Origin of the sequence: Deinococcus radiophilus (assembly GCF_020889625.1) — a bacterium.
In the GTDB taxonomy this organism is placed as follows: domain Bacteria; phylum Deinococcota; class Deinococci; order Deinococcales; family Deinococcaceae; genus Deinococcus; species Deinococcus radiophilus.
Genome location: NZ_CP086380.1, coordinates 1,815,001 through 1,835,127, shown reverse-complemented (window position 1 = coordinate 1,835,127; position 20,127 = coordinate 1,815,001). Strand labels below are relative to the sequence as shown.

The window sequence follows — 20,127 nt, the reverse complement described above, 5'->3', positions numbered from 1 at the left end:
GAGTAAGATGCCTGGCCCTGCCCCACTCCACCTGCCGCGCCTGGCCGCCGCCCAAAGTGACACCTGGGTGGCCCTACCTGCGGGTGAGGCACTCGTCTCGCAGCACGTGCTGCAGCTGACCCGCAAGCTGCCGGGTCAGCAGGTGCAGGGCGCGGGCGAGTGGGTGCTGTGCCTGTCGGGTGAGGTGGTGATTGACCTACCAGCAGGCCAGTGGCTGCGGCTGCAGGCCGGCGAAACGGTGGCGCTGCCTGCCGGAGTCGTGTGGTCGGCAGTGCCGATGTCAGGTGAAGCAGTATTGCTCCGCTCCAGTGGCACTCTCTAAAGGTCACATCAAACTTAATTCTTCTGTCTGCCACAGATTTGTCAGGCCAAATTCAGCAGAATAAGCCATGATTCTGATTCTGCTGACCATCACCGCCGCCCTCGTTGCTGTGACTGTGCAGCAGGCAGCGAAGCCCACCCCCAAGCCGATCCCCGTGCGCGTCAAGCGCCGCTGAGCTTCTGCCTACCCTGAAACCAGCCCTGCTTCAGCGGGGCTTTTTTTGATGATGGCCGGCAGTGGAGGGATAGGTTGCTTGGATGTACTTCTTGGCACTCGATTCTCAGCGGGGTGGCCTGCCAAGCCCCCATTCGTTCGCAGGAATATTCCCTTTTGCCCTGTAAGCACGGTGCTACAGTGGCCCCTATGACGGCTGAAGTGTTGCAAAAAGCGGCGGCAGGGGACCGCCTGAGTGCAGAGGAAATTGAGTTGCTGTACCACCTCCCCCTGCCCCAGGTGGCAGCGGTAGCCCATGAACTGCGGCTTCAGCGCTCGGACCCGCAGGTGGTCAGCTTCCTGATTGACCGCAACATCAACTACTCCAATATTTGCCGGGTGGGCTGTAACTTCTGCGCGTTCTACCGCACCCGCCGCCAGAGCGACAGCTACACCCTGGACTACGACCAAATCAGCGCCAAGATCCGCGAGTTGGAAGCGGTGGGCGGCACCCGCATCCTGATGCAGGGCGGCGTGAACCCTGATCTGCCGCTGGAGTACTACACCGGGCTGCTGCGCCACATCAAAGCGAACCACCCCAGCATCCGCATTGATGCCTTTAGCCCTGAAGAGGTGCTGTTCTTTGAGCAGAGCTTTGGCCTGAATTTGGATGAGCTGCTGGACACCCTGATCGAAGCGGGGCTGGATGGTCTGCCCGGCGCAGGCGGCGAGATTCTGGTGGATGAGGTCCGGGCAAAGGCCGCGCCCGCCCGCATACGCTCGCAGGACTGGTTCCGCATCTTGGACGCGGCGCAGCGCAAAGGGCTGTACACCATTTCCACCATGGTGATCGGCTTCGGTGAGACTTACCGCCAGCGGGCCGATCACCTCGTTTCTATCCGCGACCAGCAGGATAAGGCGCTGCGTGAGTACGGCGGCAACGGCTTTTCAGGGTTCGCAATGTGGACATTGCAGACTGAACATACCCGGCTGCACGGCAAGGCACCGGGCGCCACGGCGCACGAGTATCTGCAGCAGCTCGCCATTGCTCGACTGGCGTTGGATAACCAGCCCAACATCCAGGCCTCGTGGCCCGCGCAGGGCTTCAAGGTGGCGCAGTCGGCGCTGTACTACGGCGCCAGCGACATGGGCAGCACCATGCTCGAAGAAAACGTGGTCAGCGCAGCGGGCGGGCATGACCGACACTCGGCCACCGTACGTGAACTGGTGCGAATCATTGACGACGCGGGCTTTACCCCGGCCATCCGCAACAGCCGCTTTCAGATCATCGCCTACCCAGATGTGGCGCAGGTGCTGGGCCGTCATGCCGACAACAATGAAGCCCAGCGCTCGGTAGGAGGCGGTCTGGTGGCCCAGCCCCAAGCTGTTTCTGCCAGCGATTGATCCATTTGACGGTTGGGAAACCTGGTGTCGGATCATCCCCCTAGACTGCAGCCATGCCACAGCGCACTTCTGTGGTGACGGGCGCCTCTTAGGGGCACCGGGCAACCGGGGTGGACCTGTTCAGGGATCAGCGCCCCCGCGCCTTTGACCGTCAGCGTGAACCAGTTCGGGGTGGTGGCGACCTTGGAAGGATTACGCCCACTGCTCAAACCGACTGAGGGCGCCGTCGCCGTATCAACGCTACTCATCCGATGCCGCGGGTCGGCCATGCCCCACCCGAGGAGATGACCTGGATGGTCCTCTGGCTGCTGTCTTCCCGAAAACACCAAAGTGACTGGTCAGGTTCTGTGCTGATGGTGGGGTAGCTGTCAGTTTGCGCGGTGACGACATCTGGGAAGTTCTTTCACTCGGCTACTCGGCTGAAGGCAGCGGTAGGCACTACACTCTGGGAGTGAAAGTTGCTTTTCTGACCACCCCCCAGGCCCGCTACGAAGGCTACTGGCGGGCCTTTGTCGGCGCCCTGGGACTGGAGCTGGCCGAGCCGCTGGCTCCCTATGAGTCCTGGCTGGAAGTGGGACAGGGCAGTCTGCCAGACGAGCCGCTGCCGGTACAACTGGCCCTGGGCGAAATCCTGAGCCTGGGCCAGCAGGTAGACGCTGTGCTGGTGCCGCAGCAGCCGGGTGTGCGTAATGATGCCTGGGCGCAGGCCCTGACCGAACTGCTTCCTCAGCGCATCGCTGGACTGCCACCCCTGATCGCCGTACCGGATGACGCCGCAGACCTGCCTGCTGCCGCCGCATCGTTGGGACAACAGCTGGTGGGCAACTCAGGCGTGGTCCGCCGGGCGCTGGAGTACGTCCAGAAGTTGGGTCAACCTGAGCGCCGCGAAAATTGGCCGACCTTGCAGCTTGGTCAGCAGCCCAGCGTGGGTGTGATTGGGCCGCGCAGTCTGCTCGCGCACCCGGAACTGGGGCAGGGCCTGGTTGCGGCGGTGCAGGCCCAGGGCCTGCATCCCGTCCTGGCCCACGAGCTGCCAGCGTCGCAGGTGCAGGAGCGGGGTGAGCGCCTGTCCGACAGCCGCGCCGCTGCGGGGGACCGCTGGCTGTACGGCGCAGCCCGCCTGCTGGAAGGCAAAGGTGCGCTGGCGGGGCTGGTGCTGGCCTATCCGGTACGTGACGTAGCGACCCAGGCTGCCCTGGAACGGGTCAAAGCCGAACTGCATAAGCCTGCGCTTCTCCTGAGCGTGGACGCGGGCCAGACCAAGTGGCCCGACCTGGCCCGCTTTGCTCGTTCGCTGGGCGCGGAAGGCTAATAGGGGCTGGATGTGCTGGTCTGCCCCGTATTACGCCAGCAACCCCGCCCGCTGCTCCAGCTCACTGCGGAGGTTCCGAATGGTCCGCCGGATCAATTGCTCGGCTCCAGCCTGAATGGCCCGGCGGCTAAGCAGAGTCGCTGGACCAGTAACCTGACCCTCGGCCTTCCATTCGCAGTGGGTGTGCGGGCCATCGCTGTTTCCCAGCCGCACAGAGAATCCCAACGTGGCGCGATGTCCCAGACCCTGTCCGCTGAGGCGCAGGGCCGGAGGGTCATGGCCTGTGACCTGCAGCTCCAGCGGAATCACGGCTTCACGGCCCTGCCAGACTACATTGACCCACAATTTGGCCTGCTGGGGTCCCAACTCCTCGGTACGCCGCACCCCAGGGACGCAACGTGCCAAAGCCTCTGGGTCACTCAGCAGCGCGGTCAGCAGGGCAGGCGCACCCGGCAGGGTTTCCTGGCCCTGCAAGTGCAGGCGGGTCATGGGTGCCTATAGGCCATGTCTTAGCGAACCACCGGAATGTTCATGGAGGCGGCCCGCTGGGTGGGCACCTGGTAAGCCTGTTTGCTGTAATACAGGGTGCGTCCGCTGCGGTCGAACACCTTGGCCTTGACCACGTACACGTTCTGGGGGTTGAGGCGGAAAGTGGAGTAGCGCAGGGTGTAAGGCGTGGACAGGCTGGTGGTCCCGAAGTTGACCTTGAGATAAACCGAAAGGGTTTGGCCCCGGCGGTTCATCTCCTCAATGGTGATTTGGGCCTTGCTGCCTGCGGGGAGCCGCACATTACTGGGCGCCGTGATGCGGCCCTGGAGGTGACGCCAGCCGTCGGGCAGATCGCGTGGGGCGGCTACGGGCGTAATCAGCGGTGCTGCGCCAGAAGTGCTGGGAGTGCGCGCCGGGGTCGGGCGGGGGGTGGTCACGTTCTTCACGTCGCCAGGCTTGGTGATGGTGACGTTCCCAATGGTCGTAGAAGAGTTCTGGGCCAGGGCAGCGCCCGCCAGGAGAGTGGCCAATGCAGTCAGGGTGACTTGACGTTTCATAGGCCTCAACATAATCAGTTTTGGGCCTGCGAGTGTAGTTCTGCTTGCAGCGCTGCCGAACATGCAGCCACAGAAAAGCGGCCTGAACCGCTTGATCGCGTGCAGACCGCTCTTTTCTTGAACAAAGCTAAAGGCTTTAGAAGTTCATATCAATCTTCAGCTTGGCGGCCAGGTCAGCGGGCAGCGGCTGCTTGGTATCAGACATGTAGATCATGTCGCCATCAGCGTCAAATACCTTGGCCTGCACCACGTAGTCGTACTGAGCAGTGTTCAGACGGGCAGGGTTGTAGTTCAGGTTGTAGGTGGTGCCCAGCATTTCCGTGCCGAAGCCCACGACCAGGTGGGTGCTGTGCTGGCCGGTAGCGCGGTTGACCGCTTCAATCGCCACTTGCACCTTGCTGCCTGCAGGCAGAACCACCGACTTGGACCCGGCGATCTCGCCGCTCAGGTGACGCCAGCCGGTAGGCAGGTGGCTGGGCGCGGTGGCGCTCTGCCCTGCAGAAGTGGTGGCCGTGGGCTGAGGAGCGGCCTGGGGTGCAGGGGCTGCTGGCTGGGTGGTCTGCTGAGCAGGGGTCGCCTGCGCGGGTGCAGGGGTGGCTGGCACAGCTTGGGCTGGAGCAGGTTGCTGGGTCGCCGCTGGAGCAGTCTGCTTGGGCGCCGGAACCACGATAGGGGGATTGGCACTGCTGGGAGGCGTCACCGGAGTCACAGGAGCCGTGACGGGAGCGGCGCTCTCGGCAGGCTGTACCGGCTCGGCGACCTGTTCAGGAGCTTCTTCAGTCACTTCGGCAGGGGCAGTGGTGACAGCGGGTGCCGCCACTTCTTCTTCAGGTGCTTCAGGCTGTGCGGCCTGGGCCGTCTCACTGCTGGGCGGGGTAATCGGCTCCACCGTGGTCAGGGTCTGAACTTCCTCGGTGGGAGACTGCACGGTGGCAGGACGGGTCAGCGTGACCTCACCGATCACGGTGGACGTGGTGGCCGACTGCGCAGCAGCGCTGCCAAGCAGCATGGCGGAGATCAGGGCATACTGACGGTTCATGTTCATCAGGGTAGAAAATTTACTTGGTAACAAATAGTGTCCGCTCCGCACTATGAAGGCTCCTTTAAGAAAAATTCATCTTAGGCAGATATGCCCATGACGTGGGGGCGCAGCTTGGGGACGTCTTCATGAGGTATTCAGCACGGCCGTTACTCTGGTGAGATGAACCCCACGTTGCCCGCCGCCTACGCCCATCTGGGCCGTGATCCTGTCATGGCGGGATTGATCGCTCGCTACGGTGACCTTCCCAGCTTGGAAGTGGCGCCTGATCCCTTTGCCCGCCTGATTCGCTCGGTGGTGGGCCAGCAGCTCAGCGTCAAGGCGGCGCGCAGCATCTATGGCCGACTGGAAGCGGCACTGGGTGAAGTGACCGCCCCTGCCCTGCTGGCGACCACCCCCGATGAGTTACGGGCCCTGGGCCTGTCGTGGGCCAAAGTGCGTTCGGTGCAGGACATTGCCCGCGCCGCTGCCGAGGATCAGGTGGACTTTGCTGCGCTGGCTGGGCAGCCGGAGAGCCTGATCCTGGCGGAGTTGTTGCCGCTGCGTGGGGTGGGTCGCTGGACTGCCGAGATGTTCATGATGTTCGCGCTGGGCCACCCGGACGTCTTCAGTTTCGGGGATCTGGCGCTGCGTAAGGGCCTGGAGCGTCACTATCCGGGCCAAGATCACGCAGCGGTGGTCCAGGCCTGGAGTCCCCACCGCACACTGGCCGCCCGCTACCTCTGGGCTGATCAGAACGCCGCGCCGGGCATTTGAAGACGGTCCTACCGTGTTAGGCGCTCTGACCTCCCGCCCCTTAGACTTCTGCCTATGTCCGAGCGCCCTGGCCCGAATGTTCCCACAGCTTTTAGCCGTGTCCTGCCCGCTGCCCGCTGGGAGCCGGTCACGTTGGGCCAGAGTGGGGCCGAGGTCTGGCGGTCCAGTCGGCACCTTCTCAAGATCCAGCCGCACCTGCATCCGGCTGTCACTTCGCTGGCCGACGAGCGTGAGCGGCTGCGGTGGTTGGCTGGCCGCGTACCCGTGCCGAGGGTGCTGGGCTACTTTGCCGACAGCACACACGAATATCTGGCGATGGAGCGCGTCCCCGGCATTCCCATGAGTCACCCCGACGCCACCTTGCACGCCGAGCGGATGGCGGGCCTGCTGGCGCGGGCGCTGCGGGGGCTGCACAGCCTGCCTCCCCGCGACTGCCCCTTCAACATGACCCTGCCGGTGTCGCTGCGGCTGGCACGTGAGCGAGTCGCAGCGAATGTGGTAGATCAGACCGATTTTGATGATGAACGCGTGGGCCAATCAGCGGTAGAGGTGCTCGTCTGGCTGGTGCAACACCGTCCCCAGACCGAAGACATCGTGGTCACGCACGGTGACGCCTGCCTGCCCAACTTCATCGTGCAGGGCGAGTATGTCGAGGGGCTGGTTGACGTAGGCCGCGCCGGGCTGGCTGACCGCCACGTGGACCTGGCACTGGCGGCCCGCTCTATCGGGCGCAACCTGGGGCAGAAATGGGTGGATGTCTTCTTGGACACCTATGGCCGCGAGCTGGTGGATGAAATGCGGCTGGACTATTACCGGGTGCTGGACGAGTTGGCATAGTTGTTGTGGTGGGTAGGCTCAAGAGGCTGGCCCGCCGTGCCGAGCAGCACAGAAAGGCGAAAGGTCAGGAGTATTTCTGGCCTCTCGCCCTATGTCTCACTGCCTACTTCTTATTCGAACGTGCCGACCTGGACTTCGACCAGGTCGTCCGGGTTCAAGTACTTCACGAAGGCGGCCTGAGCAGCGGCAGGGGTGACGGCGCTTAAGCGCTGTTCCCACTCCTGCTGGAAGGCGAAAGTGCGCCCCAGATCAGCCTGGGTCAGCAGCTCGGCGGCCAAGGTGGCGTCGCTCGCGTAGGCGGCGCGGGCTTCTTGCAGCAGCGCGGCGCGGGCATTGTTGACTTCGGCCTCGGTAAAGCCCCCGGTGGCAATGCGGCGGAACTCCTCACCCATGGCCGCTGAAACCTTTTCACGCACCGCTGGGTTGTAGATGGCGAAGGTCAGCAGATTGCCGTATTCGTCGCGGCTGGACTGGTTGGCGTAGGCGTAGGCCCCGTAGCTCAGGCCGTCCTGCTGGCGCAGGCGGTTGAAGAGCCGAGTGTCGGTTCCCCCCCCGAAGATCTTGAGGGCCACGTCCAGCGCTGCCTTGTCAGGGTGGTCATCGCGCAGCGGGTAGTTCAGCTGGGCAAAGTACACCGCGTTGGCCTTGTCAGGCACGTTGATGACTTCCTGGGCGCCTGCCGGGGTGGTCAGTGTGGGCACAAAGCGCTCGTAGGTCACGGGGCTGTCAAAGTCGCCCAGCAGCGTGGGCACCGCCTCACGCACGGTCTGGGGCTCAAAGTCGCCCACCACGCTCAGGCGGGCGCGGCCAGCGCCGACCACCTCCTCATAAAAGCGGCTGACGTCCTCTACCTTCACGGCGCGGACATCTTCCAGTTCCTCGTCCAGCGAGGGCGAGTATTCGATGTCGCCACGTACTGCGCCTTCGGGCATAAACACGCGGCTCAGACGGCGCAGCGCCACATTCTGCGGTTCGCTGCGGCCCGCTTCCAGGGTGGTCAGGGTCAGGTTTTGCAGCTCGGCAAATTCGCTCTGTGGGAAGGTGGGTTCACGCAGGACCGAACGCAGCAGTTCTAGGGCTTCAGGCAGGTGCTCACGCTCAGTGCTTAGCCTGACAACCAGGCCGCTGCCGTCTCCGGTGACGGTCAGGGTGGAGTTGATCGTTTCCAGGCGGTCCTTGAGTTGTTGGCGGGTCAGGCCTTCGCTGCCGCGCGTCAGGAGGTTAGGCAAGAACTGGGCCGCTGCGCCCACCTCACGGATGGTGTCAGGGTTGCCGTAGTCCAGGGCCAGGGCCAGCTCGACCCGGTCGCCACGGGTTTCTTTGGGCAAGAGGACCAGAGACACGTCCCCGACCTGTTCGCGGATCACGCGGCCTTCCAGCGCCGCTGGAGTGGCGTCCAGCTGCTCACCAGCACTCAGCCCTTCGCGGCCCACAAAGTCCTTGGAGGCCTCTTCGGGGCTGGGAGCCACCCCCACTTCGACCCGGTCGGGCGTAGCAGTGGGAATAAATCGGCCCAGGGTGCGGTTGCTGGGCTTGAAGTAGGTGGCGGCCACCCGCTGCACATCGGCCACCGTGACCTGTTCAATGTCATCACGCAGCTTGAACGACAGGCGCCAGTCGCCGCTGGCGATGCTCTCGCTCAGGGCAACCCCCACCTGTTTCGGCTGGGTCAGCAGCTGACGGTAGCTGGCGGCGTACGTCTGCTTGGCGCGGGCCACTTCTTCCTCGGTAAAGGTTCGCTGACCGGTGCCTTCCAGGGTACCTAGCAGCGTGGCCTGGGCACGTTCCAGATCATCGGACTTGTCCAAAATGGCGCCGCCCATCAGCAGACCTGGCTGGCTGACCGTCATGGGATAGACCAGCGTGCTGCGGGCCTGACCGCTCGGCACCAGGGCTTGATGCAGCAGGCCGCCCGGCACGTCCCCCAAGATCTGGGCCAGAACCGCCAGGGCCGGATAGTCAGGGTGGCGCACGCTGGGCACATGGTAGGCCGCCAGCAGCAGTTGCTGGTCGCCTACCCGGCGCACATTCACCAGCCGCTCGCCGTTCTGGGCGGGTTCGCGGGTGTAGAGCGCCGGCAGGGTGCGGGTGGGGCGGGGAATGGCCCCGAACTTCTCGGCGATGAGTGCCAGTGCCTGCGCTTCGTCAAAATTTCCGGCCAGAGTCACTACGGCGTTGTCTGGTTGGTAGTACGTGCGGTAAAAGGCCTGGAGGCGGTCAATCGGCACGTTTTCTACGTCCGAGCGGTTGCCGATGGTGGAGTTGCCGTAGTTGTGCCAGTCGTAGGCCGCCGACTGGGTTTCTTTGAGGGTCAGGCCCACCGGATCGTTTTCGCCTGCTTCGAATTCGTTGCGGACCACGGTCATTTCGGTCTTGAGGTCGTCGCCGCTGATCCGCGAGTTGACCATCCGGTCCGCTTCCATCCCGATGGCCCAGGCCAGGTTGTCGCCTGTGTTGTTCAGCGTCTCGAAGTAGTTGGTGCGGTCCAACCAGGTGGTTCCGTTGAAGTCGGCGCCGCGTTGGCCCAGTTCCTGCATGATGTTGCCGCCGGTCTCCGTACCTTTAAAGACCAGGTGCTCCAGCAGGTGCGCCATGCCGGTTTCGCCGTAGTTCTCGTGCACGCTGCCCACCAAGTAGGTGGTGTTCAGGGTGAAGGTGCCCGCAGAAGGATCAGGGAACAGCAACACGCGCAGACCGTTGTCCAGGCGGTACTCGCGGATGCCCTCGGCCTGGGTCACATAAGTGACGCCAGCGGGCAGTCCAGTCGGCTGCTCGGCGGCCTGGGCAGGGGTGACAGGCGCAGGAGTCACCGGCGCTGGGGTCTGAACCGGAACTGGAGTTTCAGGAGTGACTGGCCCTGCCTCGGTGGCTGGGACCACTGGCGCAGCGTTCAGCGGCAGGGCAGGCACCGTAATGGACACAGGAGCCGTTACTGGGTCCACGATAGGAGTGCTGCTGCCGCCTGCGACACCAGCCAGTGCTGCGCCGCCCAGACTGAGGCCCAGGGTACAGATCAACCACCTTGATTTGTAATTCATATCTCTAAGACTAGCGGATGCCCAGCCCAGTGCCGACGGGGCAGTAGTCCGTAGAGGTTTACTGAATCTTTAATCCGGGACGCTAAAAAAAGACATTGCACACCTCATTTCTCTCTTTGGCTGTCAGGTGCTGGGTTATGGCCCAGGAGTCTGAAAGGGCTAGACTGACCAAATGTCCAAAACATTTGACGAGAAGCTGAACGAGTACGCCCGCGTATTGGTCGAAGCTGGCGTAGCGCTGCAAAGTGGCGGCAAGCTGCTGATCAATGCCCCGCTGGATGCGAGGCCACTGGTGCACGAAATGGTGCGTGTGGCCTATAGGCGCGGCGCCTTGGACGTCCGTGTCGAGTGGCGCGACGAGGAGCTGGAAAAATTGCGCCTGACTGAAGGTGGCCGTGAAGCTGCACTGTTCATGCCCGAGTGGGCTATGGAGCAGGCCGAGCGCATGGTGGATGACGGCTACGCCCGCATTGGCCTGCGCGGAGATGATCCCAACCTGCTGGCCGGAGTGGACGGCGCACTTATTGCCGAACGCTCCAAAAAAACGGCGCAGATGGGCGAAAAGGTATCTGCGGCCATTACCGGGCATACGGTGGACTGGTCGCTGGGCGCGGTGGCTTCCTCGGCCTGGGCCAAGAACGTGTACCCTGACCTGAGCGAAGAAGACGCCGTAGCGCGGCTGTGGGAAGACATCTTCACCGTGTCGCGGATCAACGAAAACGACCCGGTGGCCGCCTGGAAGGACCACACCGACCGCCTGGCCAGACTGACCCATTACCTGAACGACCAGCAGTTCAGCGCCGTGCACTTCAGCAACCCCGAAGGCACCGACCTGACGGTGGGCCTGGCCGACGGTCACGTCTGGGACGGCGGCGCGATGGCGGGTGCCACCGGCAACAGCACCGTACCCAACATGCCCACCGACGAGGTGTTTACCGCGCCGCACCGTGACCGGGTAGACGGCGTGGCCGTGGCTTCCAAGTCGCTGTCGGTGCGCGGCACGCTGATTCAGGGGATCCGCATGGAGTTCAAGGACGGCAAGGCCGTGTCGGTCAGTGCCGAAACGGGCGAGGAAACCCTCAAGCAACTGCTGGATACTGACGAGAGCGCCGCACACCTGGGCGAGATCGCGCTGGTTCCGGCCTCGGCTCCGGTCGCACAGACCGGCACGCTGTTCAACATGACCCTCTTTGATGAGAACGCCGCTTCTCACATCGCTCAGGGCCGTTGCTACTCCACCAACATCGCAGGCGGCAGCGACGAGGAGAAACTGCTGGCTGCTGGCGGCAACAAGTCACTGATCCACGTGGACTGGATGATCGGCAGCCCCACCACTGACGTGGACGGCATCACCAAGGACGGCAGCCGCGTGCCGCTGATGCGTCAGGGCGAATGGGTCGTGGAAGCGGCGAACTGATCGGTCCCATGAGCGGACGCGAGTCATTATGGGCCAGCCTGTGGTGACTTACCGAAAGGAGCGGAAAGCTGAATGCCAGTGGGTCAAAGCCCACTTCGCGTTCAGTTTTCCGTTTTCAGCCTTTTGCCCTCAACTTCCCGCACGATTAGGTCGATGACTTCCTGCGCGCTCAGTTCCCCAGTGTCAATGACCAGGGCATCGGCGGCGGGGGCGCTCTGGGCAGCATCGCGGGCGTCACGTTCGATCAGGGCGGCTTCAATGGCGTCCAGTTCGTCAGGTCGTTCGCTGCTGCGGCGCTCGGCCCGCACACGGGGGCTGGCGGTCAGGTAGAACTTGGCCCCGGCCTGCGGGAAGACGTTGGTGCCCATATCCCGGCCCTCGGCCACGAACGGCCTGGGCAGGCCCCGCAACTGGTCATCCACCCAGGCCCGGACCTCCGGCAAGGCGGCGTAAGCGCTCACGCCCGCATCTATCCGGGTGGCGTGGAGGTCGGGGGTTATGTCACGTTCGCCGCGCCAGACCTGGTTGCCCTCGGCGCGGGGTTCCAGGCGGGGAGGCTGCGCCTCTAGCCGCTCCAGCACCCGCAGGTCGCCGCCTGCCAGCGCTTCTTCCAGGCCACACAGCGTCACAGCGCGGTACAGCAGGCCACTGCTGATATAGGGAACCCCCAGGGCGCGGGCTACCCCGGAAGCCACCGTACTTTTTCCACTTGCCGCTACGCCGTCAATCGTGATGATCACGCCTAGGAGTGTAGCGGCCCTGGCCTACTCCAACCCACCCCCAACCCACCCGGCTAGACTGGCCGTATGCGCCTGCTGCTGCTTGAAGACGACGCCCGGATTGCCGAGCCGACCCGTGACGCTCTGCGAGAGGCCGGGTACGAAGTGACTTGGGTACAGAGCGGCGAGGCCGCCCTGGAAGAAGCCGTGATGGGCGACTTTCCGCTGGCGGTGCTGGACGTGATGGTGCCGGGCGAGCTGGACGGCTTTGGGGTGGCCAAAAAGATGCGGGAATCCGGTCTGGAAACGGCCATTCTGTTTCTGACAGCCCGTACCGAGGTAGATGACCGGGTGCGTGGGCTGGATATCGGCGGAGATGCTTACTTGACCAAACCGTTTGCCATGCCGGAGCTATTGGCGACCTTGCGGGCGCTGACCCGCCGTGAACGCGGCCAGAGCGCTCCGGTGCTGCACTTCGGTGAGGGGCGCGGCACGCTGGATACGGTGGCCCGCACCGTGACCTGGGACGGCGAAGAAGTGGCCGTTACTGGCCGTGAATACGCGCTGCTCGAAGCGCTGACCCTCTCACCGGAGCGCTGGTTTACCCGTGAGGATCTGCTGGACCGGGTCTGGGGCGCCGAGTTCAGCGGTGAGGCACGCATCGTGGACGTGTATGTGCGCTACGTGCGCCGCAAATTGGCTCCTGAAGCCATCCGCTCAGAACGGGGGCGCGGCTACCGGGTGGAAGGGTGAAAGTTCAGAGTGGTGGAGGTCTTCGGCCATCTGTTGACCACCAACAGAGATGCGCCTGAGCCTCCGTGCCCGCCTCACCCTCTGGTCGGCGCTGGCGACTGGACTGGCGGCCAGTCTGGTGGCCGGGGGGCTGTACCTGACGGTGCGGCAGTTTCTGTACCTGTCCGAGCAGCAGCAACTGATCAGCAATGTGCTGATCGTGCAGTCGCGCATAGAGCGTGAGATAGACCGCGCAGGTGGCGTGGCGGCGATGCAGTGGATGTGGTGGGACCTGGCCCGCATCGCCGATGAAAATTCCCAGACTCAGAATCTGGAACTGCGTTTGGTGGCCCAGGTCAGTGGGCAGCTGTACGCCCGCACCACCAGCCGCTTCCCAGAAGCGTTGCCGCTGGACCTCCCGGTCAACATCTACTCCATCCAGAACCAGCAACAGTTGGTGGCCGTCCGCACCCTCCGGCTGGGTGGGCCGGAGATGTCACTGACCGTGGTGGCCGACACCGGCACGCTGGGCCGGGCCAACAATGCCTTTCAGCAGGCGTTCTGGTTGCTGCTGCCGATTACCTTGCTGCTGGCGCTGATGGCCGGCTGGACCGTCTCGGGTCGCCTGCTGGCCCCGGTACGGCAGCTGGAAGAAGCGGCGCGGGAGGTGGGAGAGAGCGGTGACCTGCGCCGCCCGCTGCCGCTGACAGGACAAGGTGACGAACTGGGGCTGCTGGCGCGGGCGTTGCAGGGCACCTTCGGCCAATTGGCCCAGGCCCGCGAGCGCGAACAGGACTTTGCGCGGGCGGCAGCGCATGATTTACGTTCGCCCCTGGCCGCCCTGACCGCGCGGGTGCAGGGTAGCCTCAGCCAGCCCCGCAGCGCCGAACGTTACCGTGAAGACTTGCAGGAGATCGGTACGGACCTGGAGCGATTGTCGGCCCTGACCACTCACTTGCTGCTGCTGTCGCGTGATCCGGGTTCGGTGTCCAAGCAACCGCTGGCGCTGCGCCCGCTGGCTGCCGATGCCGTGGACCGCGCCCGTGAGCTGGACGAATTGGCCGACGTGGACCTAGAAATTCTGCCGTCTGGGCGGGACATACAGGTGATGGGTGACCCGGTGCTGCTGGGTCAGGCCGTCTGGAACCTGGTGATGAATGCCACCCGCTACGGTGGCGGTTCGCCGGTGCTGGTACAGGTAGAAGGCCGCGCGGAGCCAGCTGGCCCCCAGGCTCAGATTACCGTGAGCGACGAGGGACCAGGCGTGACGCCGGAGGTACTGGCGCAACTGGGGCAAGCCTTCTACCGCCCCGATGCCAGCCGTCAGGGGCAGGCGAGTGGCGGTGGGCACGGCTTGGGTCTGGCGCTGGCCCGCCGCGCGGCAGAGGTGCATGGGGGCGAATTACAGCTCTCCAGCACTCCGGGCGAGGGCTTCGTGGCCCGGCTGGTGCTTCCCGCGCTGGCTGAGTTACCTGCGGTAGACACTCCAGCGGCTCCCGCCGAACCCGCCTAATCCGCGCTGCGGCCCGCTACACTGCCCAGCATGACTGCCGCCCCCACGCCCACGCGTTATCAGGCCCTGATTCTCGGTGGAGGAGACCCCGGTGATCCTTTTGCAGTGTCACACGGCGTGGCGGTCAAGTGCCTGGTGCCAGTGGCCGGGCAGCCCATGGCGCTGCATGTCCTGCAGGCGGTGCAGGCCTCGGGCCGGGTAGACCGGATCGCCTATGTTGGCCCCACCACACCTGAGATGGACGCGCTCATTGACCTGCACCTCCAGGACAGTGGCCGTTTACTGGACAACCTCGCGGCGGGTTTGGAAGCGCTGGGCGCAGATGGATCTGAACACGGGCGGGCACTGGTGATCACCGCAGACATTCCCATGCTGCGTGCCGAACAGCTGTGCGACGTGATGGACCAGGCAGAAAGCCATCCTGGCGCTGGGCTACTGTATCCAGTGGTTCCCCGCAGTGCCTGTGAGGCCGAGTATCCCGGCGTGCAGCGGACCTTTGTGCGGGTGCGTGACGGCAGCTTTACGGGGGGCAACCTCTTTTTCTTTGATCCAGGGCTGGCGGTGCGTTTTCTGCCCCGCCTGCGTGAGGCCCTGGCCGCCCGTAAGGCCCCGCTGCGACTGGCCGCCCTGATCGGCCCAGGGGTATTGCTGCGACTGGTCACGGGTCGCCTGACAGTGCGTGGTCTAGAGGAAGCCGTCAGCCGACTGCTGGGGGTAGAAGCGCGGGCCATCATCACGCCACATGCTGCGGTGGGAACTGATGTGGACAAGGCCTCTGATCTGGCCCTGGCCGAAGCTGTCCTGACGCAGCGCTAGTTTGGTCTAATCCTGACTTTTAAGGTCGGGATTTACCTCGCCTGGACGCATTTCTTCTGTTTGCTGCACCCTTGTTATCTTCGGGCGAGCGCTGCATACTGCCCCTATGCCTCACGTGATCACTTCCCCCTGCATTGGCGTCAAGGACCAGGCCTGCACTGAAGTCTGCCCGGTCGAATGTATCTACGACGGCGGCGACCAGTTCCTTATTCACCCTGATGAGTGCATTGACTGCGGTGCCTGCGTTCCAGCTTGCCCGGTCAACGCCATTTTCCCCGAAGAAGACACTCCCGAAGAGGAAATGGCCTTCATCGCCAAGAACGCTGAATTTTTCGGCGTCTAAGCCAAGTCAGACGAAGACCGCCGAGCAGCCGATCTGGCCCCGGCGGTCTTTTTTATCAGGCGGCCCCGCTCAGCGGTTGAGGATGTCGTCAATACGGGCAATCACATCGTCGGTCAGGCGCACGCCCCCAGCCTTGACGGTGTCTTCAATCTGCTGCACTTTGGTGGCGCCAGTGATCACGCTGCTCACGCCCTTCTGGCGCAGGATCCACGCCAGAGCCAGCTGGGCGCGGGTCAGGCCCAGGTCGTCGGCGATGGGCCTAAGATCACGGACCTTCTGCACGTTTTCTTCAGTCAGAAACTTCTTGGCCCAGTTCTCGTTTTCGCCCAGGCGAGCGCCTTCGGGGACGCCGTTGTCATACTTGCCGGTCAGCAGGCCCATCGCCAGCGGACTCCAGACGACCAGACCTACTCCAGCGCTCTCGGTGTAGGGCAGAATCTCGCTCTCCACGCGCTCGCGGGCAATCATGGAGTATTCCGGCTGCTCCACCACTGGGGCGTGCAAGCCGTGGGCACGGGCAAACTCCACGGCCTGGGCAATCCGCGCCGCAGGCCACATGGAGGTACCCCAGTACAGCGCCTTGCCGTCGCGGATCACCTGATCAAAGGCCATCACGATCTCTTCCATCGGGACCGTCTCGTCGTAACGGTGCGCGAAGTACAGGTCCAGGTAGTCGGTGCCCAGGCGCTGAAGGCTCTTGTCAATGCTCTCCAGCACATGCTTGCGGCTTAGGCCCTGATCGTTCACGTCTTCACTCATAGGCCAGTACACCTTGCTGGAGATCACCAGCGTATGGCGCGGCAGTTCGGCCAGCACGGCGCCCATCATCTCCTCGGATTTGCCCTTAGCGTAGACATCGGCCTGATCGAAAAAGTTCACCCCCGAGTCGTAAGCGCGGTGAACGATGTCGCGTACGGTCTGCTGCTCGTGGACCGAGTGCCCATAGGTGACCCAGCCTCCCAGTGCCACTTCCGAAACCTTGAGTCCACTTTTGCCCAATTTGCGGTATTCCATGTCGTTACTGTAGTGCCTGCTCTAGCTTTTAAGAGCCCAGAAGCGTGAGGCCTTGATCAAGGGGATTGATGCGACTCAGCCACAAAAAAAGCCCCTGCTGGAAGGCAGGAGCAAGAGGGCAGTGCAGCTCACTGTTCAGGGCTGCCGCGCCGGGGACCGGGACGGGTGCCACTTTCCAGCGGAATGTTGGCCGACAGAACCATCTTGTCGCCCATCTGCTCTACTTCAATAGAGCTTTCGCCCGCTGGAAAGTGCTTGCGGACCACTTCCAGCAAGTCGGCGCGCAGGGCGTCAATCTTGCCGGGAGAAACGTTGGCCCGGTCATAGGCCAGTACCAGTTCCAGGCGGTCGCGCAGGGCCTCTTTGCTTTTCTCTTCGCGGCTCTTGAACCAGCCGAACATCAGACACCTCCCAGCAACTTACGCAGGCGGGCCCAGAAACCACCGGGCTGCTCGTCTTCAAACTTGGCAAAGGGCACGTCTTCTCCCCGAATGCGTCGGGCCGTATCTAGAAACGCTTGTCCGGCCCGGCTGGTCCCCAGCACAGCGGGTTCACCCACGTTGGTGCTGACGATGATGCCGTCGTCCTCCGGGATAATTCCGATGGGCTTGACCCCCAGAATGTCCAGCATGTCTGCCTCGCTGAGCATGTTGCCACTGGCGACCATCGCGGGGCGCAGGCGGTTGATCACCAAGCGGATTTCACCGACCTGCTGCGCTTCAAGCAGCCCGATGATCCGGTCAGCGTCACGGACACTCGACACTTCAGGGTTTACGACCACCAGCGCGCCTTGTGCCGGAGCGGCAGCCGTCTTAAAGCCGGATTCGATCCCAGCAGGGCTGTCTACCAGGATGCGGTCAAAGCCTTCTTCGTTCAGCAGACGGTCAATCACCTGTTTGAACACTTCAGGGTCCAGGGCGTCCTTGTCGCGGGTCTGAGAAGCAGGCATCAGATACAGGTTTTCGACCCGCTTGTCGCGGATCAGGGCCTGATTCAGCTTGCACTTGCCTTCCAACACGTCAATCAGGTCAAAGACCACGCGCGATTCCAGACCCATGACCACGTCCAGGTTCCGCAGGCCCACGTCCACGTCAATGACAGCGGTCTTCTCGCCCAGCTTGGCCAGGGCTGCACCAATATTCGCGGTGGTGGTGGTCTTGCCGACCCCTCCCTTACCGGAAGTGACTACGATGACTTTGGCATCCATGATTGTGAAGTGTAGCGTGAATGGGCCACCCCTGAGGATGGGGCCGCCTTCTCAGCTCCCGTGCACGGTGCAAATGGAGCTGTGCATCAGGCCTTAAGGCCGGAGCTTTTGGAGGGAGCGCGCGTGGGAGAAGTGCCCTGTTTGGCCAGTTGCATTCCCGCTGATACGCCGGCCTGTGCCCCCAGTTGCCAGGCCAACTTCAGCATGAACTGAATGGTTTCCTGGTCACCTGTCCGAATCAGCTCGGCCAGATGCTCAGACAAGCCGTCGGGCAGTGGCATCTCGGCCAACTGCTCTCCGTACTCCTGTTCAATCTGTTTGAGCCACTCGGCATATGCGTTCGTCATAGACTCAAATCTATCAAAACCCCACTCAGATTTTGTAATACGGGCGACAGGGCACATAGGAGGATCCAATGTGGCTCGGCTTTGCAACAGGAGCTGCGATTGCTGGAGGTTTTGGGGTGCTAAGCTGCCCGTATGACGGCAGAAATGATTCCAACAACCACCCCAGGGGCTGCCGAGGCCAAGGTGATGACCATCAGTGCCTTCGGTGCCGAAAAAGCTCAGAGCATTCTTGCTGGTAGCGGCAAGGAAAATGCCGGTGTGCGTGTCTTTATCAAGAGCGGCGGTTGCAGCGGCTTCCAGTACGGCATGGCCATTGATGACCGCGAACTGGAAGGCGACACCATCGTCTACGACCGGGGCGTCAAGCTGGTCGTGGATCAGGCCAGCCTGGCCCTGCTGCGCGGCAGCGAGGTGGACTTTGTCGAGAACTTGATGGGCGGCGGTTTCTCAGTCAACAACCCCAACGCCACCAGCTCCTGTGGTTGCGGCCATTCTTTCCGCACCGACGGTGCCAATGCGCCGGAAGGCCAGGGAGCTTCTTGTGGGGGCGGCGGCCTGTAAGTGCGGGTGCTGGGTATTGATCCTGGACTGGCCAACCTTGGCCTGGGCGTGGTGGATGGAGACATTCGCCGCGCCATTTGTCTGCACGAAGAGTGCGTAGTGACGCCCAGTTCTCAGGAGATGGGCCAGCGGCTGCTGACCATTCATCAGCGGTTATCGGCTTTGCTGGATGAATTTCAGCCGGACGCCATCGCCCTGGAGGACCAGATTCTGCGCCGTCAGGCCGATGTGGCTTTCAAGGTGGGGCAGGCATACGGTGTCGTGCAACTGACCTGTGGTCAGCGGGGACTGCCGGTCTACGGCTACGGCCCTATGCAGGTCAAGAAGGCTCTGGTTGGGACTGGACGCGCCGACAAAGAGCAGGTGATGTTCATGGTCAAGGCCAATCTGGGTCTTCGCACGCTCAGTAACAATCACGCTGCTGATGCCTTGGCCCTGGCCCTCACCCATCTGGCGTCTGCTCCTCTGACCAGCCGCAGTGCATTGCAAGTGGCCCTTCAGGCCGCTGAGTCGGGAAGAACAGGAAGAAGAAGTCGCCGGGCTTCTCCCAAGCGGCGTGCCGATCAGGCATGAGCGCCGAGCAGTTCACCGAGTTATGGCTGGCGTTGGCCGCATGCAGTTTGCTGGCGGCAGCCTGGCTCTACTTTTTTATTCGGTACGACCGTCACCCTGAACCACTCTGGCTGCTGGCCCGGACCTTCGGTTGGGGGGTGGTGGCCTGGCTGGTGTCCGCAGTGTTCGGAGCCAGCTTTGATCAGTGGGGTATGTGGCCGCTGGGGCTAGCGCTGCTGGCCGCTATTACAGAGGAAGCCTTCAAGATGCTGGCCGCCAGTACCGCTCTGGCCGAAGAAGCCTTTGATGAACCGATGGACGGTCTGGTCTATGCCGTGACCGCTGCTCTAGGCTTTGCCTATGCCGAGAATCTGACCTATGCGTTGGGCTTCGGTGGGAGCGCGGTGGCCTGGCACATGTTGATCACTACCCTGGCACACGCCCTGTTCAGTGCGCCGCAAGGCTATGCGCTGGGTAAATTCTATCTTTTCGGGCGCAACTGGTGGCGTTCGCAGGGGTTGTTGATCAGCATCTTCCTGCACTTTGCCTACAACACTCTGGTTCTGAATGAGCCAGGCTGGATTCAACTGGGTGTATTGCTTCTGATGGTTGGGATGATGGCCTTGCTGGCGAGGCGCTACTACCGCAGATTCCAGCAGTATGCGGTAGGGGCAAGTCGGGCGGTTGATGCCGAGTTATAGGACTGGTCCATAAATGGTCTTTTGCGTCGGCGACAGCCTTTTTGCCACATGTTGGGCTGTGTCTGCACCATCTCAACGGGAAGGGGTTGACAGGTGAGTGCAGGGCTTGTATAGTTTCTGAGCCTCAGTTGAGGCGAGCAGCATGACAACAGAAGAGAAATGCGAGAACAAGAGCATATAATCCTGTTTTTAAACACCGAGTCGTACCTGTAGGTATAGATGAAGTTTTGAAATCTTGATGGGTCAAGATATTAAGAGCCCACGGTGGATGCCTTGGCACTGGAGCCGATGAAGGACG

The 20,127-nt window shown here is 62.9% G+C and carries 22 protein-coding genes and 1 rRNA gene (1 of these 23 only partly in view); 14 read left to right on the top strand and 9 right to left on the bottom strand.

The features are described 5' to 3' along the window. The first annotated feature begins 7 nt into the window (after nt 1-7). The 3 genes from LMT64_RS09260 (at nt 8) to LMT64_RS09250 (ending at nt 3,191) form a co-directional block, all read left to right on the top strand. Entirely contained in the window at nt 8-322 is a 315-nt protein-coding gene (locus LMT64_RS09260) for a cupin domain-containing protein (protein WP_211334175.1), read from the top strand. A gap of 363 nt (nt 323-685) precedes the next feature. Continuing rightward, the gene (mqnC, locus tag LMT64_RS09255) at nt 686-1,879 is read left to right on the top strand and encodes a cyclic dehypoxanthinyl futalosine synthase (RefSeq protein WP_126351865.1); all 1,194 of its coding nucleotides are present in this window, start codon (nt 686-688) and stop codon (nt 1,877-1,879) included. Nucleotides 1,880-2,330: 451 nt separating this feature from the next. Beyond that, the gene (locus LMT64_RS09250) at nt 2,331-3,191 is read left to right on the top strand and encodes a hypothetical protein (RefSeq protein ID WP_126351864.1); all 861 of its coding nucleotides are present in this window, start codon (nt 2,331-2,333) and stop codon (nt 3,189-3,191) included. 30 nt (nt 3,192-3,221) lie between these two features. On the opposite strand, the gene LMT64_RS09245 is transcribed toward LMT64_RS09250, so the two are convergent. The 3 genes from LMT64_RS09245 to LMT64_RS09235 all read right to left on the bottom strand — a co-directional run bounded on the left by LMT64_RS09245 (nt 3,222) and on the right by LMT64_RS09235 (nt 5,276). Then, nucleotides 3,222-3,680, bottom strand: a complete 459-nt coding sequence (locus tag LMT64_RS09245) for a CoxG family protein (protein ID WP_126351863.1) — start codon at nt 3,678-3,680, stop codon at nt 3,222-3,224. 20 nt (nt 3,681-3,700) lie between these two features. Then, nucleotides 3,701-4,237 carry a YbaY family lipoprotein gene (locus LMT64_RS09240; RefSeq protein ID WP_170165961.1) on the bottom strand — a complete coding sequence of 179 codons (537 nt, stop codon included), beginning with the start codon at nt 4,235-4,237 and terminating at the stop codon, nt 3,701-3,703. 136 nt (nt 4,238-4,373) lie between these two features. Next, a complete protein-coding gene (locus tag LMT64_RS09235; protein ID WP_170165960.1) occupies nt 4,374-5,276 on the bottom strand; it encodes a YbaY family lipoprotein in 903 nt (300 codons plus the stop codon). A 162-nt stretch (nt 5,277-5,438) separates the two neighbouring features. On the opposite strand from LMT64_RS09235, the gene LMT64_RS09230 reads away from it, so the two are divergent. Both LMT64_RS09230 and LMT64_RS09225 read left to right on the top strand, forming a co-directional pair. Next, nucleotides 5,439-6,032 carry a DNA-3-methyladenine glycosylase family protein gene (locus LMT64_RS09230; RefSeq protein WP_126351861.1) on the top strand — a complete coding sequence of 198 codons (594 nt, stop codon included), beginning with the start codon at nt 5,439-5,441 and terminating at the stop codon, nt 6,030-6,032. Nucleotides 6,033-6,086: 54 nt separating this feature from the next. After that, nucleotides 6,087-6,869, top strand: a complete 783-nt coding sequence (locus LMT64_RS09225; protein WP_126351860.1) for an APH(3') family aminoglycoside O-phosphotransferase — start codon at nt 6,087-6,089, stop codon at nt 6,867-6,869. 110 nt (nt 6,870-6,979) lie between these two features. Here LMT64_RS09225 and LMT64_RS09220 read toward each other — a convergent pair whose 3' ends face one another. Further along, entirely contained in the window at nt 6,980-9,907 is a 2,928-nt protein-coding gene (locus tag LMT64_RS09220; protein ID WP_229253185.1) for a M16 family metallopeptidase, read from the bottom strand. Nucleotides 9,908-10,079: 172 nt separating this feature from the next. On the opposite strand from LMT64_RS09220, the gene LMT64_RS09215 reads away from it, so the two are divergent. Next, entirely contained in the window at nt 10,080-11,324 is a 1,245-nt protein-coding gene (locus tag LMT64_RS09215) for an aminopeptidase (protein ID WP_126351858.1), read from the top strand. Between the two features lie 101 nt (nt 11,325-11,425). Here LMT64_RS09215 and cmk read toward each other — a convergent pair whose 3' ends face one another. Beyond that, nucleotides 11,426-12,064 carry a (d)CMP kinase gene (gene cmk, locus LMT64_RS09210; RefSeq protein WP_126351857.1) on the bottom strand — a complete coding sequence of 213 codons (639 nt, stop codon included), beginning with the start codon at nt 12,062-12,064 and terminating at the stop codon, nt 11,426-11,428. A gap of 66 nt (nt 12,065-12,130) precedes the next feature. Here cmk and LMT64_RS09205 point away from each other — a divergent pair, with 66 nt between their 5' ends. The 4 genes from LMT64_RS09205 (at nt 12,131) to LMT64_RS09190 (ending at nt 15,447) form a co-directional block, all read left to right on the top strand. After that, the gene (locus LMT64_RS09205; protein WP_126351856.1) at nt 12,131-12,796 is read left to right on the top strand and encodes a response regulator transcription factor; all 666 of its coding nucleotides are present in this window, start codon (nt 12,131-12,133) and stop codon (nt 12,794-12,796) included. A 49-nt stretch (nt 12,797-12,845) separates the two neighbouring features. After that, entirely contained in the window at nt 12,846-14,288 is a 1,443-nt protein-coding gene (locus tag LMT64_RS09200) for a sensor histidine kinase (protein ID WP_126351855.1), read from the top strand. 30 nt (nt 14,289-14,318) lie between these two features. Beyond that, nucleotides 14,319-15,104 carry an NTP transferase domain-containing protein gene (locus LMT64_RS09195; RefSeq protein ID WP_229253184.1) on the top strand — a complete coding sequence of 262 codons (786 nt, stop codon included), beginning with the start codon at nt 14,319-14,321 and terminating at the stop codon, nt 15,102-15,104. Between the two features lie 106 nt (nt 15,105-15,210). Continuing rightward, on the top strand, nt 15,211-15,447 hold the full coding sequence (locus tag LMT64_RS09190) for a ferredoxin (RefSeq protein ID WP_126351853.1): 237 nt from the start codon (nt 15,211-15,213) through the stop codon (nt 15,445-15,447). A 69-nt stretch (nt 15,448-15,516) separates the two neighbouring features. Here the strand turns inward: LMT64_RS09190 and LMT64_RS09185 are convergent, their stop codons facing one another. From LMT64_RS09185 to LMT64_RS09170, 4 genes are all read right to left on the bottom strand, one after another. Then, on the bottom strand, nt 15,517-16,461 hold the full coding sequence (locus LMT64_RS09185) for an aldo/keto reductase family protein (RefSeq protein ID WP_126351852.1): 945 nt from the start codon (nt 16,459-16,461) through the stop codon (nt 15,517-15,519). A 128-nt stretch (nt 16,462-16,589) separates the two neighbouring features. Then, nucleotides 16,590-16,862, bottom strand: a complete 273-nt coding sequence (gene minE, locus LMT64_RS09180; RefSeq protein WP_126351851.1) for a cell division topological specificity factor MinE — start codon at nt 16,860-16,862, stop codon at nt 16,590-16,592. Continuing rightward, nucleotides 16,862-17,668: a septum site-determining protein MinD gene (gene minD / locus LMT64_RS09175; RefSeq protein ID WP_126351850.1), complete on the bottom strand. Its 807-nt coding sequence runs from the start codon at nt 17,666-17,668 to the stop codon at nt 16,862-16,864. Before minD ends, minE begins: the two co-directional genes overlap by 1 nt. 86 nt (nt 17,669-17,754) lie before the next feature. Then, nucleotides 17,755-18,015, bottom strand: coding sequence for a DdrH (locus LMT64_RS09170; RefSeq protein ID WP_126351849.1), 261 nt, complete (start codon nt 18,013-18,015; stop codon nt 17,755-17,757). 132 nt (nt 18,016-18,147) lie between these two features. On the opposite strand from LMT64_RS09170, the gene LMT64_RS09165 reads away from it, so the two are divergent. From LMT64_RS09165 to LMT64_RS09150, 4 genes are all read left to right on the top strand, one after another. Beyond that, nucleotides 18,148-18,576, top strand: a complete 429-nt coding sequence (locus LMT64_RS09165; protein ID WP_211334174.1) for a HesB/IscA family protein — start codon at nt 18,148-18,150, stop codon at nt 18,574-18,576. Further along, nucleotides 18,577-19,149: a crossover junction endodeoxyribonuclease RuvC gene (ruvC, locus tag LMT64_RS09160; RefSeq protein WP_126351848.1), complete on the top strand. Its 573-nt coding sequence runs from the start codon at nt 18,577-18,579 to the stop codon at nt 19,147-19,149. After that, nucleotides 19,146-19,829, top strand: coding sequence for a PrsW family intramembrane metalloprotease (locus tag LMT64_RS09155; protein ID WP_126351847.1), 684 nt, complete (start codon nt 19,146-19,148; stop codon nt 19,827-19,829). The genes ruvC and LMT64_RS09155 overlap by 4 nt, the downstream gene beginning before the upstream one ends. A 241-nt stretch (nt 19,830-20,070) precedes the next feature. Further along, nucleotides 20,071-20,127 (top strand): 23S ribosomal RNA (locus LMT64_RS09150); it runs 2,814 nt beyond the window's last position.

Excerpts from the sequence above, each read along its gene's own strand:
- LMT64_RS09200 (WP_126351855.1), top strand. The coding sequence starts at position 12,846 with ATGCGCCTGAGCCTCCGTGCCCGCCTCACCCTCTGGTCGGCGCTGGCG.
- LMT64_RS09155 (WP_126351847.1), top strand. The coding sequence starts at position 19,146 with ATGAGCGCCGAGCAGTTCACCGAGTTATGGCTGGCGTTGGCCGCATGC.
- LMT64_RS09165 (WP_211334174.1), top strand. The coding sequence starts at position 18,148 with ATGACGGCAGAAATGATTCCAACAACCACCCCAGGGGCTGCCGAGGCC.
- LMT64_RS09195 (WP_229253184.1), top strand. The coding sequence starts at position 14,319 with ATGACTGCCGCCCCCACGCCCACGCGTTATCAGGCCCTGATTCTCGGT.
- LMT64_RS09215 (WP_126351858.1), top strand. The coding sequence starts at position 10,080 with ATGTCCAAAACATTTGACGAGAAGCTGAACGAGTACGCCCGCGTATTG.
- LMT64_RS09205 (WP_126351856.1), top strand. The coding sequence starts at position 12,131 with ATGCGCCTGCTGCTGCTTGAAGACGACGCCCGGATTGCCGAGCCGACC.
- LMT64_RS09235 (WP_170165960.1), bottom strand. The coding sequence starts at position 5,276 with ATGAACCGTCAGTATGCCCTGATCTCCGCCATGCTGCTTGGCAGCGCT.
- LMT64_RS09225 (WP_126351860.1), top strand. The coding sequence starts at position 6,087 with ATGTCCGAGCGCCCTGGCCCGAATGTTCCCACAGCTTTTAGCCGTGTC.
- minE (WP_126351851.1), bottom strand. The coding sequence starts at position 16,862 with ATGTTCGGCTGGTTCAAGAGCCGCGAAGAGAAAAGCAAAGAGGCCCTG.
- LMT64_RS09170 (WP_126351849.1), bottom strand. The coding sequence starts at position 18,015 with ATGACGAACGCATATGCCGAGTGGCTCAAACAGATTGAACAGGAGTAC.
- LMT64_RS09190 (WP_126351853.1), top strand. The coding sequence starts at position 15,211 with ATGCCTCACGTGATCACTTCCCCCTGCATTGGCGTCAAGGACCAGGCC.
- mqnC (WP_126351865.1), top strand. The coding sequence starts at position 686 with ATGACGGCTGAAGTGTTGCAAAAAGCGGCGGCAGGGGACCGCCTGAGT.
- LMT64_RS09240 (WP_170165961.1), bottom strand. The coding sequence starts at position 4,237 with ATGAAACGTCAAGTCACCCTGACTGCATTGGCCACTCTCCTGGCGGGC.
- LMT64_RS09185 (WP_126351852.1), bottom strand. The coding sequence starts at position 16,461 with ATGGAATACCGCAAATTGGGCAAAAGTGGACTCAAGGTTTCGGAAGTG.
- LMT64_RS09245 (WP_126351863.1), bottom strand. The coding sequence starts at position 3,680 with ATGACCCGCCTGCACTTGCAGGGCCAGGAAACCCTGCCGGGTGCGCCT.
- LMT64_RS09220 (WP_229253185.1), bottom strand. The coding sequence starts at position 9,907 with ATGAATTACAAATCAAGGTGGTTGATCTGTACCCTGGGCCTCAGTCTG.
- LMT64_RS09260 (WP_211334175.1), top strand. The coding sequence starts at position 8 with ATGCCTGGCCCTGCCCCACTCCACCTGCCGCGCCTGGCCGCCGCCCAA.
- LMT64_RS09230 (WP_126351861.1), top strand. The coding sequence starts at position 5,439 with ATGAACCCCACGTTGCCCGCCGCCTACGCCCATCTGGGCCGTGATCCT.
- minD (WP_126351850.1), bottom strand. The coding sequence starts at position 17,668 with ATGGATGCCAAAGTCATCGTAGTCACTTCCGGTAAGGGAGGGGTCGGC.